Below are 15,489 nucleotides of genomic sequence, written 5' to 3'. Positions count from 1 at the left end.
TCCGTGAATGTTTACCGGTGATCCGGTGACACATCACGAGAGCGGAACCACCGGAGGAATAATCCGATGGTTCACAGCGTCCTCGCTGTGTTTTTTCAAAGGAACCTCGCCCCGGCTGATGCCGGATACGGGGTATCAACATATCTGGCGTTGACTTTTGGCACGCTGTTGAGTTCTCAAGGAACGGACGCTTCCTTTGTACTCACCCGAGATTCTCTCTCGCGGCTTTCCTCCGGGCGCTTCCCTTCGGTGTTTCCAAACCCTATCAGGCTTTTTCCGTCTCTCTGACCACCGTTCCGCAGACATGCAGAAGGAGACCGGAGATAAGGTCTGACAAGTTGGGTGCTGCCGGGCAACGGTGCTTGTTCACATCGCTCAGCCTCAAGCAGGAGTACGACTGTACAGGGGGCCGCGGAGCGCGCGCAAATCCATTAGGCTGGTGGTCTAGACCTCTATAGGGAGCTCTCGGGCGGACCGGGACTTCCCATGACATACCCTGCTCAACAGTGGGCCGTCCGGGACTGGCAGTGACGGCTCATATGAATCTCCACTCTGGGAGGCTTCCCATGACCACCGTGACGTCCCCGCTCGCCGGACGCGCCGTCGGACTGGCCGCCGTGCCGGATCCGGTCTTCTCCGGGGCCATGGTCGGCCCGGGTACCGCCATCGACCCCGTGCGTGAGCCTTCCGAGGCCGTCGCACCCGTGGACGGAGTCATCGTCTCCCTCCATCCGCACGCCTTCGTCGTCGTGGACGCCGATGGACACGGCGTGCTCACCCATCTCGGCATCGACACCGTGCAGCTGAACGGCGAGGGTTTCGAGTTGCTCGTGAACAAGGGCGACACCGTGACCCGTGGTCAGGGCATCGTGCGCTGGGACCCGACCGCCGTCGAGGCGGCCGGCAAGTCGCCGGTGTGCCCGATCGTGGCGCTGGAGGCCACCGCCGACGCTCTCTCCGAACTCCGTGAGGACGGCGACGTCAAGGCGGGCGACAGTCTCTTCGTCTGGAAGTGACGTCAGGGCCGTCGTATGACGGCTGGTAGGACAACCACCGCGGCGGCGGGGTCCGCCGCACTATCGGAGACGGGTGAGATGGAGACAACGCTGCGAGGCGTCGGCGTGAGCCACGGGGTGGCGATCGGCGAGGTTCGGCACATGGGAACGGCGGTGCTCGAACCGCCTGCCAAGCAGATCCCGGCCGAGGAGGCTGGCCGCGAACAAGGCCGCGCCCGGCAAGCCGTGGATGCGGTGGCGGCCGACCTCATGGCGCGTGGCAACCTGGCGGGCGGCGAGGCCCAGGCGGTGCTCGAGGCGCAGGCCATGATGGCTCAGGACCCCGAGCTGATGGCGGACGTGGACCGGCGGATCGCCGTCGGCAGCACCGCGGAGCGCGCGGTCTACGACGCGTTCGCTGCGTACCGGGATCTGCTTGCCGGTGCCGGCGAGTACCTGGCCGGGCGGGTGGCCGACCTCGATGACGTGCGGAATCGTATCGTCGCACGCCTGCTCGGGGTGCCGATGCCGGGAGTACCGGACAGCGATGAGCCGTACGTCCTGGTCGCACGTGACCTCGCCCCTGCGGACACGGCTCTGCTGGACCCCACTCTGGTCCTCGGTTTCGTCACGGAGGAGGGCGGGCCCACCAGCCATAGCGCGATCCTGGCGCGAGCGCTCGGCGTGCCGGCCGTGGTGGCGTTGCCTGGTGCCGGTGAGCTGGCCGAGGGCACGATGATCGCTGTGGACGGCAGCACCGGCGAGATCTTCGTTGATCCGACCGACGAGAAGAAGGCGCAACTGGAGGCCTCGGCCGCCGAGCGCAAGGCCGCACTGGCCGCGTCTACGGGGCCTGGGGCCACTTCCGACGGTCACAAGGTGCCGCTGCTCGCCAACATCGGCGGTCCCGCGGACATCGCGGCCGCGGTGGCGGCCGGCGCCGAGGGCGTGGGTCTGTTCCGCACGGAGTTCCTCTTCCTGGAGGACAGCAGGACGGCGCCGGCCGAGGAGAAGCAGATCGAGGCCTATCGGCAGGTCCTCGAAGCGTTCCCCGAGGGCCGGGTCGTCGTGCGGGTGCTGGACGCCGGTGCCGACAAGCCGCTGGACTTCCTGACGCCTGCCGACGAGCCGAACCCGGCGCTCGGTGTACGTGGTCTGCGGACACTGCTGGACCACCCTGAGGTGCTGCGTACCCAGCTGACCGCGCTGGCGAAGGCGGCCGAGGGGCTGCCGGTCTACCTCGAAGTGATGGCTCCGATGGTCGCGGACCGCACCGACGCCAAGGCGTTCGCGGACGCGTGCAGGGAGGCCGGGCTGCGGGCGAAGTTCGGCGCGATGGTGGAGATTCCGTCGGCGGCTCTCCGGACACGTTCGATCTTGCAGGAGGTCGAGTTCCTGTCCCTGGGGACGAACGACCTGGCGCAGTACACCTTCGCCGCGGACCGTCAGGTGGGCGCGGTGTCCCGGCTTCAGGACCCGTGGCAGCCCGCGCTGCTGGACCTGGTCGCGCTGTCCGCCGAGTCGGCGAAGGCCGAGGGCAAGAGCTGTGGTGTCTGCGGTGAGGCCGCGTCCGATCCGCTGCTCGCGTGTGTGCTGGCCGGTCTGGGTGTCACCTCCCTCTCGATGGGTGCAGCGTCGATTCCCTATGTCCGGGCGACGCTGGCGAAGTACACATTGGCGCAGTGCGAGCGGGCTGCGGCTGCCGCTCGCGCGGCCGACACCGCCGAGGATGCGCGCCACGCGGCTCAGGCGGTGCTGTCCGGCGAGTAGGCGGCCCGAAACGTTCGCCTCGCCGGGGCGCCCCACCCAGCGGTGGGGCGCCCCCATGGGGTCGGTGGGCGGCGCATGGTCAGTGGCGATGCGCCGTCCCTGAACCCTCCCCTCCTTCCTCTCCGGCTTCTCCGCTCCTCGCCTCGTCTCCCAGGTCGGGCGGTGCGCAGTAGTCGACCCCTGACTCCGGGGAAATGAGGTCGCCCGATTCGACATCGGTGCAATAGGCGTCGAAGACCTCACCGGCGGTCAGGGGCTCGAGGCCGCCTCCACGCAGGCGCCAGCCGTAGACACGGTCCGGCGCGCCGGGGGCGGTGGCTCGCGTGACCAGTCCACCGGGGCTCCGGGTGGCGATGCCCAGAGCCAGGACCGTGGTGAACTCGAGAGCCTCGGCCTCGTCGAGTTCTGTGGTGCCCTCGCTGTCCTGGTCCACGTGAAGGGCGGCGACCAGGGTTTCCGGTGTGCCGGAGACACTGCAGACCAGGTGCCGGCCGCCGGGTGGCGCCGTGTCGAGAATCCGGGCGAGGAGGTTCGAGGCCCGGGCGAAGGCGGTGCGGCCGATGTCCTCACCGCAGGTCGCGCAGGTGCCTACGCGGGCCAGGAGCGTCGAGGCGTACTCCCAGGTGGCCTGGCGTACGGCTTCGTCCACGAGCACCGGGACGAGGTCGGCGAGTTCTTGGCCCTCGTAGGGGACGGTCGGCCCGGTGGCCGCCAGTTCGGCTGTGAAGCGTGTGCGGCTCGACGGGAGGTCGGGGTCGAGGCCCCCGCCCTCGCAGAAGTCGGCGTACTCCTGCGGGTCGAAGAGGGCGACGGTGGTGTGGCTGCCCTGTGCGGCGCGCTTCTTGAGCAGGGCCTCCACCTGCTCGAGGTAGGTTTCGTGGTCGTCGAACTCGAAGCTGCGGTAGCGCCGCATGGCCCGGAAGTCGTACTCGTCCGTGAGCAGGCCGATCGTGCCGGCGATTTCGCGGTGCAGGACGCTTCGCATGGTCGTGTGGTCGGTGTGAGCCATGTTTCCCCCTGAGCGCAGTCGATCAATGCTCACTCACAGTAACCGGACGCACTGACAATGGGGGTCGCACCGGGGTCCGCACCGGGGAAACTGCACGCCAGAACCCTGTCGGCATGCCGTGGCCTCGGGTCCTTGGTCGCACTCGGTGAGTCCGAGGCCGGCTTGGGCTGATCGTGCGCCGGGGTCAGCTTCGCTTGCGGGCCAGGTCCTCGTAGAAGTGGAGCAGGTCGAGGTTGTCGATCGAGCCGGGGTTGACCGCCTTTTCCAGCGGCGTGCCCTGGAGCAGGCGCTTGACCGGGACCTCGATGCGCTTCCCGGTGAGGGTGTGCGGGACGCCGGGCACCTCGATGATCTCGTCGGGGATGTGGCGCGGGGAGAGGTGCTCGCGGATGGTCTGCTTGATGCGGTTCAGCAGTGCCTCGTCGAGGACGGCTCCCGGCGCCAGGTGCACGAAGAGTGGCATCCAGTAGCCGCCGTCGGGCTGCTCGATGCCGATGACGAGGGACTCCCTGATTTCGGGCAGACGTTCCACGGCCTCGTAGATGTCGGCCGAGCCCATCCGCACGCCCTGTCGGTTGAGCGTGGAGTCGGAGCGGCCGTGGATGATCACGGAGCCTCGGGATGTCACGGTGATCCAGTCGCCGTGGCGCCAGACGCCGGGGTAGGTGTCGAAGTAGCTGTCGCGGTATCGGCTGCCGTCGGGGTCGTTCCAGAAGTAGATGGGCATGGACGGCATCGGGTTCGTGACGACGAGTTCGCCGACCTCGTCGGTCATGGGTTTGCCGCTCGGGTCCCAGGACTGCAGGTCCGTGCCGAGTCCGGGGGCCTGGAGTTCGCCGATGTGCACGGGCAGGGTGGGTACTGCTCCGGCGAAGCAGGAGCACACATCCGTGCCGCCGCTGACAGAGGCGATCCATAGATCGTCACGTACCTCGTCGTGGAGCCAGCGGAAGCCGTCGGGTGGGAGGGGCGAGCCGGTGGTGGCCACGCACCGCACGCGGGAGAGGTCGTGGTCACGGCCCGGGTGGATGTCCGCCTTGCGGCAGGCCATGACGTACGCGGCGGAGGTGCCGTAGAGGGTGGCCCGCGTGCGTTCGGCGACGCTCCATTGGGCGCCGGTTCCGGGATAGCCGGGGCTGCCGTCGTAGAGGACGACCGTGGTGCCCGTCAGCAGACCGGAGACGAGGAAGTTCCACATCATCCAGCCGGTGGACGTGTACCAGAAGAAGCGGTCCTCTGGGCCCAGGTCGCAGTGCAGGCCGAGCTGCTTGAGGTGCTCGACGAGGATGCCGCCCTGGGACTGGACGATGGCCTTGGGGAGGCCGGTCGTGCCGGAGGAGTACAGCACCCAGAGCGGATGGTCGAAGGGCACCTGCTCGAATTCGGGTTCCGTGTTCGCGTTCGTCAGCGCCGGCCACTCCGCGGCGCCCTCAGGGGCTGCCGTGCCGAGGAGCGGGATGTGGACGACCGCGCGCAGGGTGGGCAGCTCCCGGCGCAGTTCGGCCACGGTGTCGCGGCGATCGTGTTCCTTGCCGCCGTAGCGGTAGCCGTCGACGGTGAACAGGACGACCGGTTCCACTTGCTGGAAGCGGTCGAGGACGCTGCGGGCGCCGAAGTCGGGGGCGCAGGATGTCCAGACGCCGCCCACGGCGGCGGTGGCGAGGAGCGCGACGACGGCTTCGGGGATGTTCGGAAGGTAGCCGCTGACGCGGTCTCCCGGGCGTACGCCGAGGGCGCGTAGTTCGGCAGCGAGTGAGCCGACCTGGCGGCGGAGTTCGGACCACGTGACCGGACGTGGCTCCTGGGTTTCGTCGACGCACAGGAGGGCCGGTTCGTCGGGGCGGGTCGCGGCCGCTCGCAGGGCGTGCTCGGCGTAGTTCAGGGTCGCGCCGGGGAACCACCGCGCACCGGGCATCGACCGGTCGGCCAGCACACGCGTGTACGGCGTCGAGAACCGCACGTCGAACCACTCCGTGACGGCCTTCCAGAACGTGTCCAGCTCGTCGACCGACCAGCGGTGCAGCGCGGCGTAGCCGCCCTCGCCCGGGGCGCCGTGGTGTTCGGCCGCCCACGCCTGGAACTCGGTGATCTGTGCGTGGGCGATGCGTTCCGGATCTGGCTGCCAGAGCGGCTGGGGGTTCACGGTCGACATGGGCGGCTCCCGGACTGTGCGCGTCGTGTGCGTCGCTCGCGCACGTGCTGGGGTGTGCGCGTGACGCGGCTGACACGGACGATGCCATGTGATCGACTTCTGCACCAGGGTGCCGCCCACATAGTCCGTGTCGTGAAGATGTGGCTCTGGCATGGGTGAACGGCAGTTGAACGCCACACTCAAATACGCCGGTCAGTGGCAAGGTGAGCAGCATGGGCGGTCGTGACCTGGTGCGTTCGGTGAAGGCGGTCGGTTTCGTGGGGGCGGCACAAGGGTTGCGTACTGTGCGGGCGGCGTGGCGCAGGCGCCGTGCGGACGCCGTCGGCCTGCCCGCGCGGGGCGCGGAACGCGCGCGGGTGCCCGGACAGGTGCGGGAGGCGACGCCCGAGCCTGGTGGTGGCGTTCTGCGGTTCAGCCGCTCCGAGCTGCGGATCACCGTCGCGGTGAACGGGGCCGTCTTCTGGGGCTGGGACGGTGCGGGGCCCGAGCCGTCGTACGCGCTCGCGGGCCGCTGTCCGGAACCTGATCCCCGGGCGGTGCTGGAACCGGACAAGGACGGCGGCTGGCGGGTCGTGGCGGAACGGGTCACGGTCGTGGTGTCGCGAAACGGCGCCGTCGAGGTGCGCACCCCCGGTGGCGTCACGCTGCGCCGGGATCTGCCGCCGCGGTGGTGGGAACCGGTGGAGGGCGGGCCGGCCCGCTGGATGCAGCGTTCCGAGGTGGCCTCGGACGCGCGCTTCTTCGGACTGGGCGGGCGTTCCTCGGGGCCCCGGCTGCGGGACGGCGTGTACAGGCTGTGGAACACCGACCAGGGGCGCGCCTTCGTGCCCGGCGACGATCCCCTGTACATCACGATGCCGGTGCAGCTGGTGGTGGCCGACGCGGGCACCCATCTGGTGTTCCACGACACCTCGTGGGACGGCACGGTGACCTTGCGGGAGGGCGGGGAGGGTGCGGGCTCGGGCCACGACCGGGCAGGCGCCTGTGAAGTGCGCATGGACGGGGGTCCGCTGCGGTGCTGGGTCATGCTGGGCGCCCCCGCGCGGGTGCTGCTCGCCTGGGCCTCCCTCACCGGCGCGCCGGCGCTGCCGCCGGCGTGGGCGCTCGGGCACCATCACGCGCGGTGGGGGTTCGGCAGCGCTCAGGAGGTGCGGCGGATCGTCGCCGGGTACCGGGAGCGCGGTCTGCCGCTCGACGCGGTGCACCTGGACATCGATCACTACGACGCCCATCAGGTCTTCACCGTGGACCAGGAACGGTTCCCCGGGCTGCCGGCGCTCGCCGAGGAGCTGCGCCGGGAGGGAATCCGGCTGGTGTCGATCGTCGACCCCGCGGTGAAGGCCGAAGCGGGCAACGAGGTGTACGACAGCGGCGTGGCCCACGACGCCTTCGTGCGGGACGGGTCGCGACAGCCGGTGTACGGCGTGGTCTGGCCCGGGGAAGTGGTGTATCCGGACTTCACGCACGCGCGCGTGCGCAAGTGGTGGGGTGGTCTCTACGAGGAGCGGCTGAGGCAGGGCTTCTCGGGGTTCTGGCACGACATGAACGAGCCGACGTCGTTCGCCGCGTTCGGTGAGATGACGCTGCCACGGTCGGCACGGCACGATCTGGAGGGCCGGGGCGGCGACCATCGCGAGGCGCACAACGTGTATGCGCTGTGCATGGCCAAAGCGGGTTACGAAGGGCTGCGTGAGCTGGTGCCGCGGCAGCGGCCGTTGTTGTTCTCGCGGTCGGGATGGGTCGGCATGCAGCGCTACGGCGGCAGCTGGTCCGGGGACGTCGCCACCGGCTGGCCGGGGCTGCGCGCGTCACTGTCGCTGGTCATGGGGCTGGGGCTGTGTGGGGTGCCGTACTCCGGACCGGATGTGGGCGGCTTCGACGGCAGCCCTTCTGCGGAGCTGTATCTGCGCTGGTTCCAGCTCGGCTCGTATCTGCCGCTGTTCCGCACCCACGCGAGCCTGCGGGCGGGGCGCAGGGAGCCGTGGGAGTTCGGTGCGGAGGTGCTGGAGCACGCGCGCGTGGCACTCCTCGAACGCCGCCGTCTGCTGCCGTACTTCGTGACGCTGGCGCATCTGGCCCGCCGCACCGGGGCGCCCTATGTGCGGCCGGTGTGGTGGAGTTCGCCCGAGGACCGGTCGCTGCGTGACTGCGAGGACGCTTTCCTGCTGGGCGACTGTCTCCTGGTGGCGCCCGTGCTCGACCCCGGCGCGGACCGGCGGGCGGTGCAGCTGCCGCGGGGCCGTTGGTACGACATCGCCACCGAGCAGGCGTACGAGGGCCCGGCGCAGGTTCTTGTCGACGCCCCGTTGTCACGGATCCCGGTGCTCGCGCGCGCGGGTGCGGTGATTCCCACATGCGGCACGGATGGCGGGCTGGAACTGGAGGTATGGGCTCCGGCCCCGGGGCGGACCGGCGCCGGCCTGGTCGTGCAGGATGCCGGGGACGGGTGGGAGGAACCCGGCGTCGAGCGCTACCTCGCGCGCTGGGAAGGCGGGCGGGTGGCCGTGGAGCGGGAGGGGAAGGGCGGCGAGGAGCCGCCCCACCCGGTGCGGGTGCGCGGGCTCGGCGGGCGCTGACTCAGACGTACCGGCCCTCGAACCAGGCCTTCACGGCGAGCGTGTGCAGCGGGAAGGCGAGTTCCTCGGGCCGGCGCAGGAGGTGCCAGCCCTCCGTCTCGTCCGTGGTGGCGGGTTCGGGCAGGCGGTCTGCGGGGCGTTCGGGAAGGGCGCCGAACAGCAGCAGATGACCGTCGGGGGAGCTCATCGCGTCGACGAGCCGGACATCACGGCTCGCCGCCTCGATGCCGGTCTCCTCCCTGAGCTCGCGGACGAGTGCCTGCCGCCAGTCCTCACGGTCGTCGAGGTAACCGCCGGGCAGTGCGACGCCGCCGCGCGCGGGCGCGACGGTACGGGTGATGACGACCAAGGCGGTGCCCTGGGTGTCGTACACAGGCTGAAGTGCGACCGCGACCGGCAGCGGATTGCGGTAGGCGGCAGTGCCGCACGCCGGGCAGGTGCGGGGCCAGCCGGAGACGCCCTCTCCGTAGGGCGATCCACAGCTCGAACAGTGGGATCCCGGCGCGGAGTTGGGGACGGAGTGCTGAGTTTCGGACACGCGGCGGACTGTAGCGGATCTTGTCTGGAGCGTCTCCTCCCGGGTGGCTGAACAGCACCTGCCGGGGCGTTCACCGCCCGGCCCGACGCAGCCTTACCGCTTCCTCCGGTCCGCTGACACACTCTGACGCATCGTCAGTTCTTATTTGCCGGGAGGGATCTTGTCGCGTGAACGAAAGCCCGCGGTCGACGACTGGTTCACAGGTGACGGCGACGACTTCCGCCTCCTGGGCACACGCTGCTCGGGCTGTGCCGCGATCTTCTTCCCTCGCGAGGACGTCCACTGCCGCAACCCTCGGTGCGCCGGCGGCGATCTGGAGGCAGTGCGGCTGTCACGCCGGGGACGCATCTGGTCGTACACGGACAGCCGGTATCGACCTCCGTCACCGTACGTGACCGATCCGGAACTTCCATGGGAGCCGTACGCGTTGGTCGCTGTGGAGCTGGAGTCCGAGCGGATGGTGGTGCTGGGGCAGGCGGCTCCCGGGGTCACCGTCGCCGATCTGACGGTGGGCATGGAGGTGGAGGTCGTTCCCGGCGTGCTGCACGAGGACGCGGAGACGATCTGGACGACGTGGCACTGGCGGCCGACGGGGGTGACGACATGACCGGAGATGTGGCGGTCCTGGGGGCGGGAATGCACCCATGGGGCAAGTGGGGGCGAGGTTTCGTCGAGTACGGGGCGGCGGCGGCACGCGCGGCGCTCGCCGAGGCCGGGCTGGAGTGGCGGCAAGTTGGCTCCGTCGTCGGCGCGGGCACCGTGCGTGGCGGCTATCCCGGATATGTGGCAGGGGCGAGCCTCGCCAAGGCCCTGGGCTGGCAGGGGGCGCGGGTCACCAGCGTGTACGCGGCGTGCGCCTCGGGGGCTCAGGCCATCAGCACCGCGCGGGCCCAGATCCTTTCGGGCCTCGCGGACGTGGTGCTCGTGGTGGGTGCCGACGCCGCGCCGAAGGGCTCCTTCCGGCCCGCGGGGGGTGACCGGCCGGATGATCCCGACTGGTTGCGGTTCCGGGTGCTCGGAGCGACCAATCCGACGTACTTCGGGCTGTACGCCCGGCGGCGGATGGCCGTCCACGGGGACACCTTGGAGGACTTCGCCCAGGTCAAGGTGAAGAACGCGGCTTTCGGCGTGCTGAATGCGAACGCGCGCTATCGCAAGCACGTCACGGCGCGAGAGGTCGCCGCCTCGCCGGTGGTCGCCGACCCACTGCGGCTGCTCGACATCTGTGCGACGTCCGATGGAGGGGCGGCCGTGGTGCTGTCCAGCCCGGAGTTCGCGCGTCGGCACGGGGTGGCGAAGCCGGTGCGGATCCGGGCGGTGTCCACCGTGACGCCGCGCTACCCCAGTGCCGTCCTGGACCTGCCGGACATCGCCACGGACTCCGCGGTGGCGGTGGAGCCCGCCGCCGAGACGTTCCGGGCGTCGATCGCCCGTGCTGCCTACGAGGAGGCGGGTGTGGGGCCCGAGGACCTGTCCCTCGCCGAGGTGTACGACCTGTCGACGGCACTGGAGTTGCAGTGGTACGAGGACCTCGGGCTGTGTGGAGTGGGCGAGGGCGCGAAGCTGCTGCGGGACGGCGAGACGGCACCGGGCGGGCGCATACCCGTCAACCCGAGCGGCGGACTGGCGTCCTTCGGCGAGGCGGTCCCGGCCCAGGCGATCGCTCAGGTCTGCGAAGTGGCATGGCAGTTGCGGGGGCAGGCGGGTGATCGGCAGGTTGCGGGGACGCGGGCGGGAATCACCGCCAATCAAGGGCTGTTCGGACACGGGTCAGCGGTGATCGCGGTGCGGTGAGCAACACCCGTTCACCGGGGAGGCGGACCGCCCGGCCCGTGCGCGCGACCGGGATGGGTCACGCGGATCCCGGCACCACGGGTGCCACCGTCTCATCACTGATGACGCCTCGTCACACATCATCTGTGCGGTCCGTCGGTACGCTGTGTGATCACCCCGGGATCCTGCGTGAACGTCTCATGAACTGGCCCTCAGCGCTCTCCAAGGGCGCCCATCATGCTCCCGTGCGCTCCTGGTCGGACACTCTCCGCTTCGCTTTCCAACCGGTGGTCAATCTGTCCACCGGAGGGGTCGCGGCACTGGAGATCCTCGCCCGCCCGGAGGCCGGCGACATCCTGGCCGAGGCACGCCGGGATCCCGAACTCGACGGCCGGCTGGCCGTGTTGGCGGTCCGCGCGGCGGTTCGCCAGGAGTCGATGATGCCGCTGCACGTCAACGTCTTCGCCGGGACGCTCGCGGACCTCGGCGGGCTCACCTCGCTGCACGCTGCCGTGAGGGCGGCGGGGCGCATGCCCTGGGAGGTGACCATCGACGTCGGTCCGCCGTACACGCATGTACCGCACCAGGCACTGCTGGAAGCGGTGACCGCGCTGCGGGAGCAGGGCTTCCGGATCAGCGCCGACGGCGTCGGGGACGGAGATGTGCCCCTGCGGCTGCTCACGGACCTCGGACCCGACCTGGTGAAGCTGGACGCGTCACTGCTGGCCCGGCCTGCCGCGGTGCGGGCGATGCGGACGCTGTGCGACGAGCTGCGGGCGCTGCTGTGCGTGGAGGGCGTGGAGACCGAATTGCAGTTCGCGGCAGCGTTGTCGGCCGGAGCGCAGCTGGCGCAAGGGGAGCTGTTCGCGCCGCCGGCCAGGCTGCCGACCGCGGAAGTGTATGTTCCGCCCCGCTCCCCCGGTGTCGAGGCGTCGTCGCCGTCGGGACCGCTGGTGCGGGAGTTCGTGCGGCCGGCCGCGCTGCTGCCCGCGAATGCGTCCGCGGCCCAGGTGCGGGCGCTGCTGACCGGGTCCCCGGATGTGTCCGGGGTGCTGCTCGTGGACCGTGACGGGGTGCCCGTGCGGTCCGTGCACCGCTCACGCTTCTTGCTGTCCATGTCGGGCCGGTACGGGCACGCGCTGTACGCCGACCGGCCCGCCGCCAAGCTGGGTGATCCGCCACGCATCGTGGGGGCCGACGCCACCGCCTGGGAGGTGCTGGAGGTGGTCGCGGACGGCGGGCGGGACCGTACGTCGGACGATGTGGCCGTCGTCGACGCGCACGGGCGATGCGTGGGCGTCGTACGGCTGGCGGACCTGGTGCGGGCACTGGCCGAGACACGGGTCGAGGAGGCGGCCGGGCTCAATCCGCTGACGCGGCTGCCCGGGTCGGACGCGATCACCGGTGAGGTGGACCGGCGCATCGCGGGAGGCCGGTCGTTCGCCCTGAGCTGGCTGGATGTCGACCACTTCAAGCAGGTGAACGACGGTGCCGGGTTCGCGGCGGGTGACGAGCTGATCCGGTCGGTGGGCCGGGCGCTGCAGGTCGCGGCATCCGGGAACACCCGGGTGGGCCACATCGGCGGCGACGACTTCCTGGTCCTCGCGGATCCGGAGGGGCTTGATCCGCTCGCATCCTCGGTCCTGGACATGCCGTGGTCGGCGGGTGGGCGGCCGGTGACACTGTCCCTTGCCACCGTGCTGTGCCCGCCCGGCAGCGTCACGGATCACCGGGAGGCGGCGGCCTGCCTCGCACCCCTGAAGAAGGCCGCGAAGGCGCTCAGGGGGGCGAGCTGGGTGCTGGGCCACCCGGGTCTGTCCAGCCACGAGATCCTGCGTGGCCGGACAGACCATGCGCCGAACGAGGCCGGATGTGCCGTGGGGGATCCCGGCAGGGGCTGAGAGGAGCTGCGGGGGCGGCGGCGCATGTGCGCCCGGGCGGCTCGACGCCACCTGCGGGCACGCAAGGGGAGCCCGTGCCACCTCCCGGTGCGGACACGTCAACGCAGCACGGCGCCCTCTTGCCGGTGCGGCCACCACCAGAGTCGCCCGCCCGCACAGTACGGTGCGGCCACCATCAGCCCGCCCGCCGCCGCAAAACGGAACGGGCGTCACCAGCCCCCACCGCGGCGAACCGACGCGGGCACCACCAGACCCGCCCACCCCCGGAATGCGGTGCGCCCACGACGGCACCCCCCACCGCCGCAAACCGGAGGGACGACCACCACACCCGCCCTCGGCCGCCCCACGTGCCTCGCACCGCGATGGCGCTGGGGGCGCGGGCCGGCGCGCTCCGGAGTGGGAGGGGCCGTGAATGGGTGCCGTCGGCGACCTTGACGCCCCCTGACCCCCGGTGAACACTTCGGGTGTCAGCCGACATCGCCCTGCATTCTCGGCGCGTTCCGGCGCGGAGCCGTACGGGCTCGGGCGCCGAGGCCCACTTCCTTGGCCGGGTCGGCTGCGACGGCACGCTCGTCACGGACGCCGACGGGGCGCGGGACCCTCCCAGGCTCCGGCTGATCGGCACGGGAGCAACGCGACGCACCTGCACGGAGGACCGGGCCGAGCGCCCCGTCCACGGGTCTAGGAGCCGCCATGAGCAGCGGAGACATCTCCGTCGGCGAGGTCATCGGCACCGCGATCCTGATCCTCTTCGCCGCCGGTGTGTACGCGGCTGTGACGCTCAGGCATGTGAAAGCGCGGGCCCCGGGGTGGATCGTGATCGCGGTCGGCCGGGGCTTCGGCATGCCGGCGAACGCATGCACGGCCGCTGCCGTGGCCGGTGGACCCTTCAATCCGGCCGTCACTTTCGGTATCGCCTTCGACACGGGCGTATGGGGCACGGTACCGGGGCTCCCTGCTCGGACAGCTCGTCGGAACGAGCGCGCTGATCGTCCCGCTGCGGGTCGTCGGCATCGGCCGCTCCCCCGGCGGGCCAGCCGGGTGCACGATCAACCCGGCTCGCCACCTGCGGTCGGGCATCGTGCGGGCCTCCCTGCCGCTCCGGGACCAGGGCACCTGCGAACGGGGCTACGCGTGGATTCCGGCCGTAGGGCCACTCGTGGGACGAACGCTCGCCGGCCCTACCTACAGCACAGCTTTCTGAACCGAGCCCAAGGGGAAAGCCATGACGAACAACGCCGAGAAGTACGTGGCCGCGATCGACCAGGGCACCACGTCAAGCCGCTGCATCGTCTTCGACCGCAACGGCGCGATCGTCGCCGTGGATCAGCGAGAGCACCGGCAGATCTTCCCCAAACCCGGCTGGGTCGAGCACGACGCGACCGAGATCTGGTCGAAGGTGCAGGCGGTGGTCGCCGGGGCGATCGCCAAGGCGGGACTGCGGGCCGACCAGCTGAGCGCGCTCGGCATCACCAACCAGCGTGAGACGACGGTGCTCTGGGACCGCGCCACAGGAAAGCCGGTGCACAACGCCATCGTGTGGCAGGACACCCGTACGGCCGCCCTGTGCGGCGAACTGGGCGGCTCGGACGGCCAGGACCGCTTCCGTGAGCAGACGGGTCTGCCGCTGGCCAGCTACTTCTCCGGGCCCAAGGCGGCCTGGCTGCTGGACAACGTACCCGGTCTCAGGGACCGCGCCGAGCAGGGTGAGATCGCCTTCGGCACGATCGACTCCTGGCTGATCTGGAACCTCACCGGCGGCACCGACGGCGGCCGGCACGTCACCGACGTCACCAATGCCGGGCGCACCATGCTGATGAACCTGGAGACCCTCCAATGGGACCCCTCCATCCTCGCCGCGATGAATGTGCCCGAGTCCGTGCTGCCCGAGATCAGGTCCTCGGCCGAGGTCTACGGGACGGCCGTGGGCCAGCTCGCGGGGGTGCCCGTGGCGTCCGCGCTGGGCGACCAGCAGGCAGCCGTGTTCGGGCAGGCGTGCTACGACGTGGGGTCGGCCAAGAACACGTACGGCACGGGCAGCTTCCTGTTGCTGAACACCGGCAGCCGGCCTGTGCCGTCCAAGAGCGGGCTGCTGACGACGATGGGCTACAAGATCGGCAGTGAGGCACCGGTGTACTGCCTGGAGGGGTCCATCGCGATAACGGGCGCGCTCGTGCAGTGGTTCCGCGATCAGCTCGGCATCATCCGAACCGCCGACGAGATCGAGACACTGGCGGCGAGTGTCGACGACAACGGCGGCGCCTACATCGTGCCCGCGTTCTCGGGCCTGTTCGCGCCGTACTGGCGCTCCGACGCGCGCGGGGTGGTCGCCGGGCTGACCCGGTACGTCACCAAGGGGCACCTCGCGCGTGCCGTGCTGGAGGCGACGAGCTGGCAGACGCGCGAGGTCGTCGACGCCATGTACCAGGACTCGGGCGTGCACATCAGCACCCTGAAGGTGGACGGCGGCATGACGAAGAACAACCTCCTGATGCAGCACCAGGCAGACGTCCTGGGCGTTCCCGTGATCCGCCCCAAGGTGTCCGAGACGACGTGTCTGGGCGCGGCCTACGCGGCCGGGCTCGCGACGGGCGTGTGGAACGACCTCGACGAACTCAAGGCGCACTGGCAGAAGGACGCGGAGTGGACGCCGGCCATGGAGGCGTCGGTGCGTGACCGCGAGTACCGCAACTGGCGCAAGGCGGTCGAGAAGAGCTTCGGCTGGGTGGAGGACGGCGACAGCTAGGCACGCGCGCGTGGATGGGGGCCGCCGCA

At 70.6% G+C, this 15,489-nt stretch carries 10 protein-coding genes and 1 pseudogene; 8 read left to right on the top strand and 3 right to left on the bottom strand.

Annotated elements, in window-relative coordinates; translation table 11 throughout:
* Positions 1 to 566 precede the first annotated feature (566 nt).
* Together ACGF8A_RS01895 and ptsP are read left to right on the top strand one after the other, a co-directional pair.
* A complete protein-coding gene (locus ACGF8A_RS01895; RefSeq protein WP_393103155.1) occupies positions 567 to 1,016 on the top strand; it encodes a PTS glucose transporter subunit IIA in 450 nt (149 codons plus the stop codon).
* Between the two features lie 78 nt (positions 1,017 to 1,094).
* Positions 1,095 to 2,765, top strand: a complete 1,671-nt coding sequence (gene ptsP, locus ACGF8A_RS01890; RefSeq protein ID WP_393103153.1) for a phosphoenolpyruvate--protein phosphotransferase — start codon at positions 1,095 to 1,097, stop codon at positions 2,763 to 2,765.
* Positions 2,766 to 2,844: 79 nt separating this feature from the next.
* Here the strand turns inward: ptsP and ACGF8A_RS01885 are convergent, their stop codons facing one another.
* Both ACGF8A_RS01885 and ACGF8A_RS01880 read right to left on the bottom strand, forming a co-directional pair.
* Positions 2,845 to 3,774 carry a hypothetical protein gene (locus ACGF8A_RS01885; RefSeq protein WP_393103151.1) on the bottom strand — a complete coding sequence of 310 codons (930 nt, stop codon included), beginning with the start codon at positions 3,772 to 3,774 and terminating at the stop codon, positions 2,845 to 2,847.
* Positions 3,775 to 3,958: 184 nt separating this feature from the next.
* The gene (locus ACGF8A_RS01880) at positions 3,959 to 5,926 is read right to left on the bottom strand and encodes an acetoacetate--CoA ligase (protein ID WP_393103149.1); all 1,968 of its coding nucleotides are present in this window, start codon (positions 5,924 to 5,926) and stop codon (positions 3,959 to 3,961) included.
* 212 nt (positions 5,927 to 6,138) lie between these two features.
* Between ACGF8A_RS01880 and ACGF8A_RS01875 the strand changes: the two genes are divergently transcribed.
* Positions 6,139 to 8,502: a glycoside hydrolase family 31 protein gene (locus ACGF8A_RS01875; protein ID WP_393103147.1), complete on the top strand. Its 2,364-nt coding sequence runs from the start codon at positions 6,139 to 6,141 to the stop codon at positions 8,500 to 8,502.
* Between the two features lies 1 nt (position 8,503).
* Here ACGF8A_RS01875 and ACGF8A_RS01870 read toward each other — a convergent pair whose 3' ends face one another.
* On the bottom strand, positions 8,504 to 9,040 hold the full coding sequence (locus tag ACGF8A_RS01870; RefSeq protein WP_393103145.1) for an NUDIX domain-containing protein: 537 nt from the start codon (positions 9,038 to 9,040) through the stop codon (positions 8,504 to 8,506).
* A gap of 160 nt (positions 9,041 to 9,200) precedes the next feature.
* On the opposite strand from ACGF8A_RS01870, the gene ACGF8A_RS01865 reads away from it, so the two are divergent.
* The 5 genes and pseudogenes from ACGF8A_RS01865 to glpK all read left to right on the top strand — a co-directional run bounded on the left by ACGF8A_RS01865 (position 9,201) and on the right by glpK (position 15,460).
* Positions 9,201 to 9,647 carry a Zn-ribbon domain-containing OB-fold protein gene (locus ACGF8A_RS01865; RefSeq protein WP_393103143.1) on the top strand — a complete coding sequence of 149 codons (447 nt, stop codon included), beginning with the start codon at positions 9,201 to 9,203 and terminating at the stop codon, positions 9,645 to 9,647.
* Positions 9,644 to 10,834 carry a lipid-transfer protein gene (locus ACGF8A_RS01860; RefSeq protein ID WP_393103141.1) on the top strand — a complete coding sequence of 397 codons (1,191 nt, stop codon included), beginning with the start codon at positions 9,644 to 9,646 and terminating at the stop codon, positions 10,832 to 10,834. Before ACGF8A_RS01865 ends, ACGF8A_RS01860 begins: the two co-directional genes overlap by 4 nt.
* A gap of 179 nt (positions 10,835 to 11,013) precedes the next feature.
* Positions 11,014 to 12,714: an EAL domain-containing protein gene (locus ACGF8A_RS01855; RefSeq protein ID WP_393103139.1), complete on the top strand. Its 1,701-nt coding sequence runs from the start codon at positions 11,014 to 11,016 to the stop codon at positions 12,712 to 12,714.
* 693 nt (positions 12,715 to 13,407) lie between these two features.
* A pseudogene (locus tag ACGF8A_RS01850) lies at positions 13,408 to 13,918 on the top strand (aquaporin).
* 21 nt (positions 13,919 to 13,939) lie between these two features.
* Entirely contained in the window at positions 13,940 to 15,460 is a 1,521-nt protein-coding gene (glpK, locus tag ACGF8A_RS01845) for a glycerol kinase GlpK (protein WP_393103137.1), read from the top strand.
* The last annotated feature ends 29 nt before the right edge of the window (positions 15,461 to 15,489 follow it).

It is taken from the genome of Streptomyces sp. NPDC047706, from assembly GCF_043204795.1.
In the GTDB taxonomy this organism is placed as follows: Bacteria; Actinomycetota; Actinomycetes; order Streptomycetales; family Streptomycetaceae; genus Streptomyces.
The sequence above is the reverse complement of the archived record's forward strand: the minus strand, read 5'-3'. Positions and strand labels throughout refer to the sequence as shown.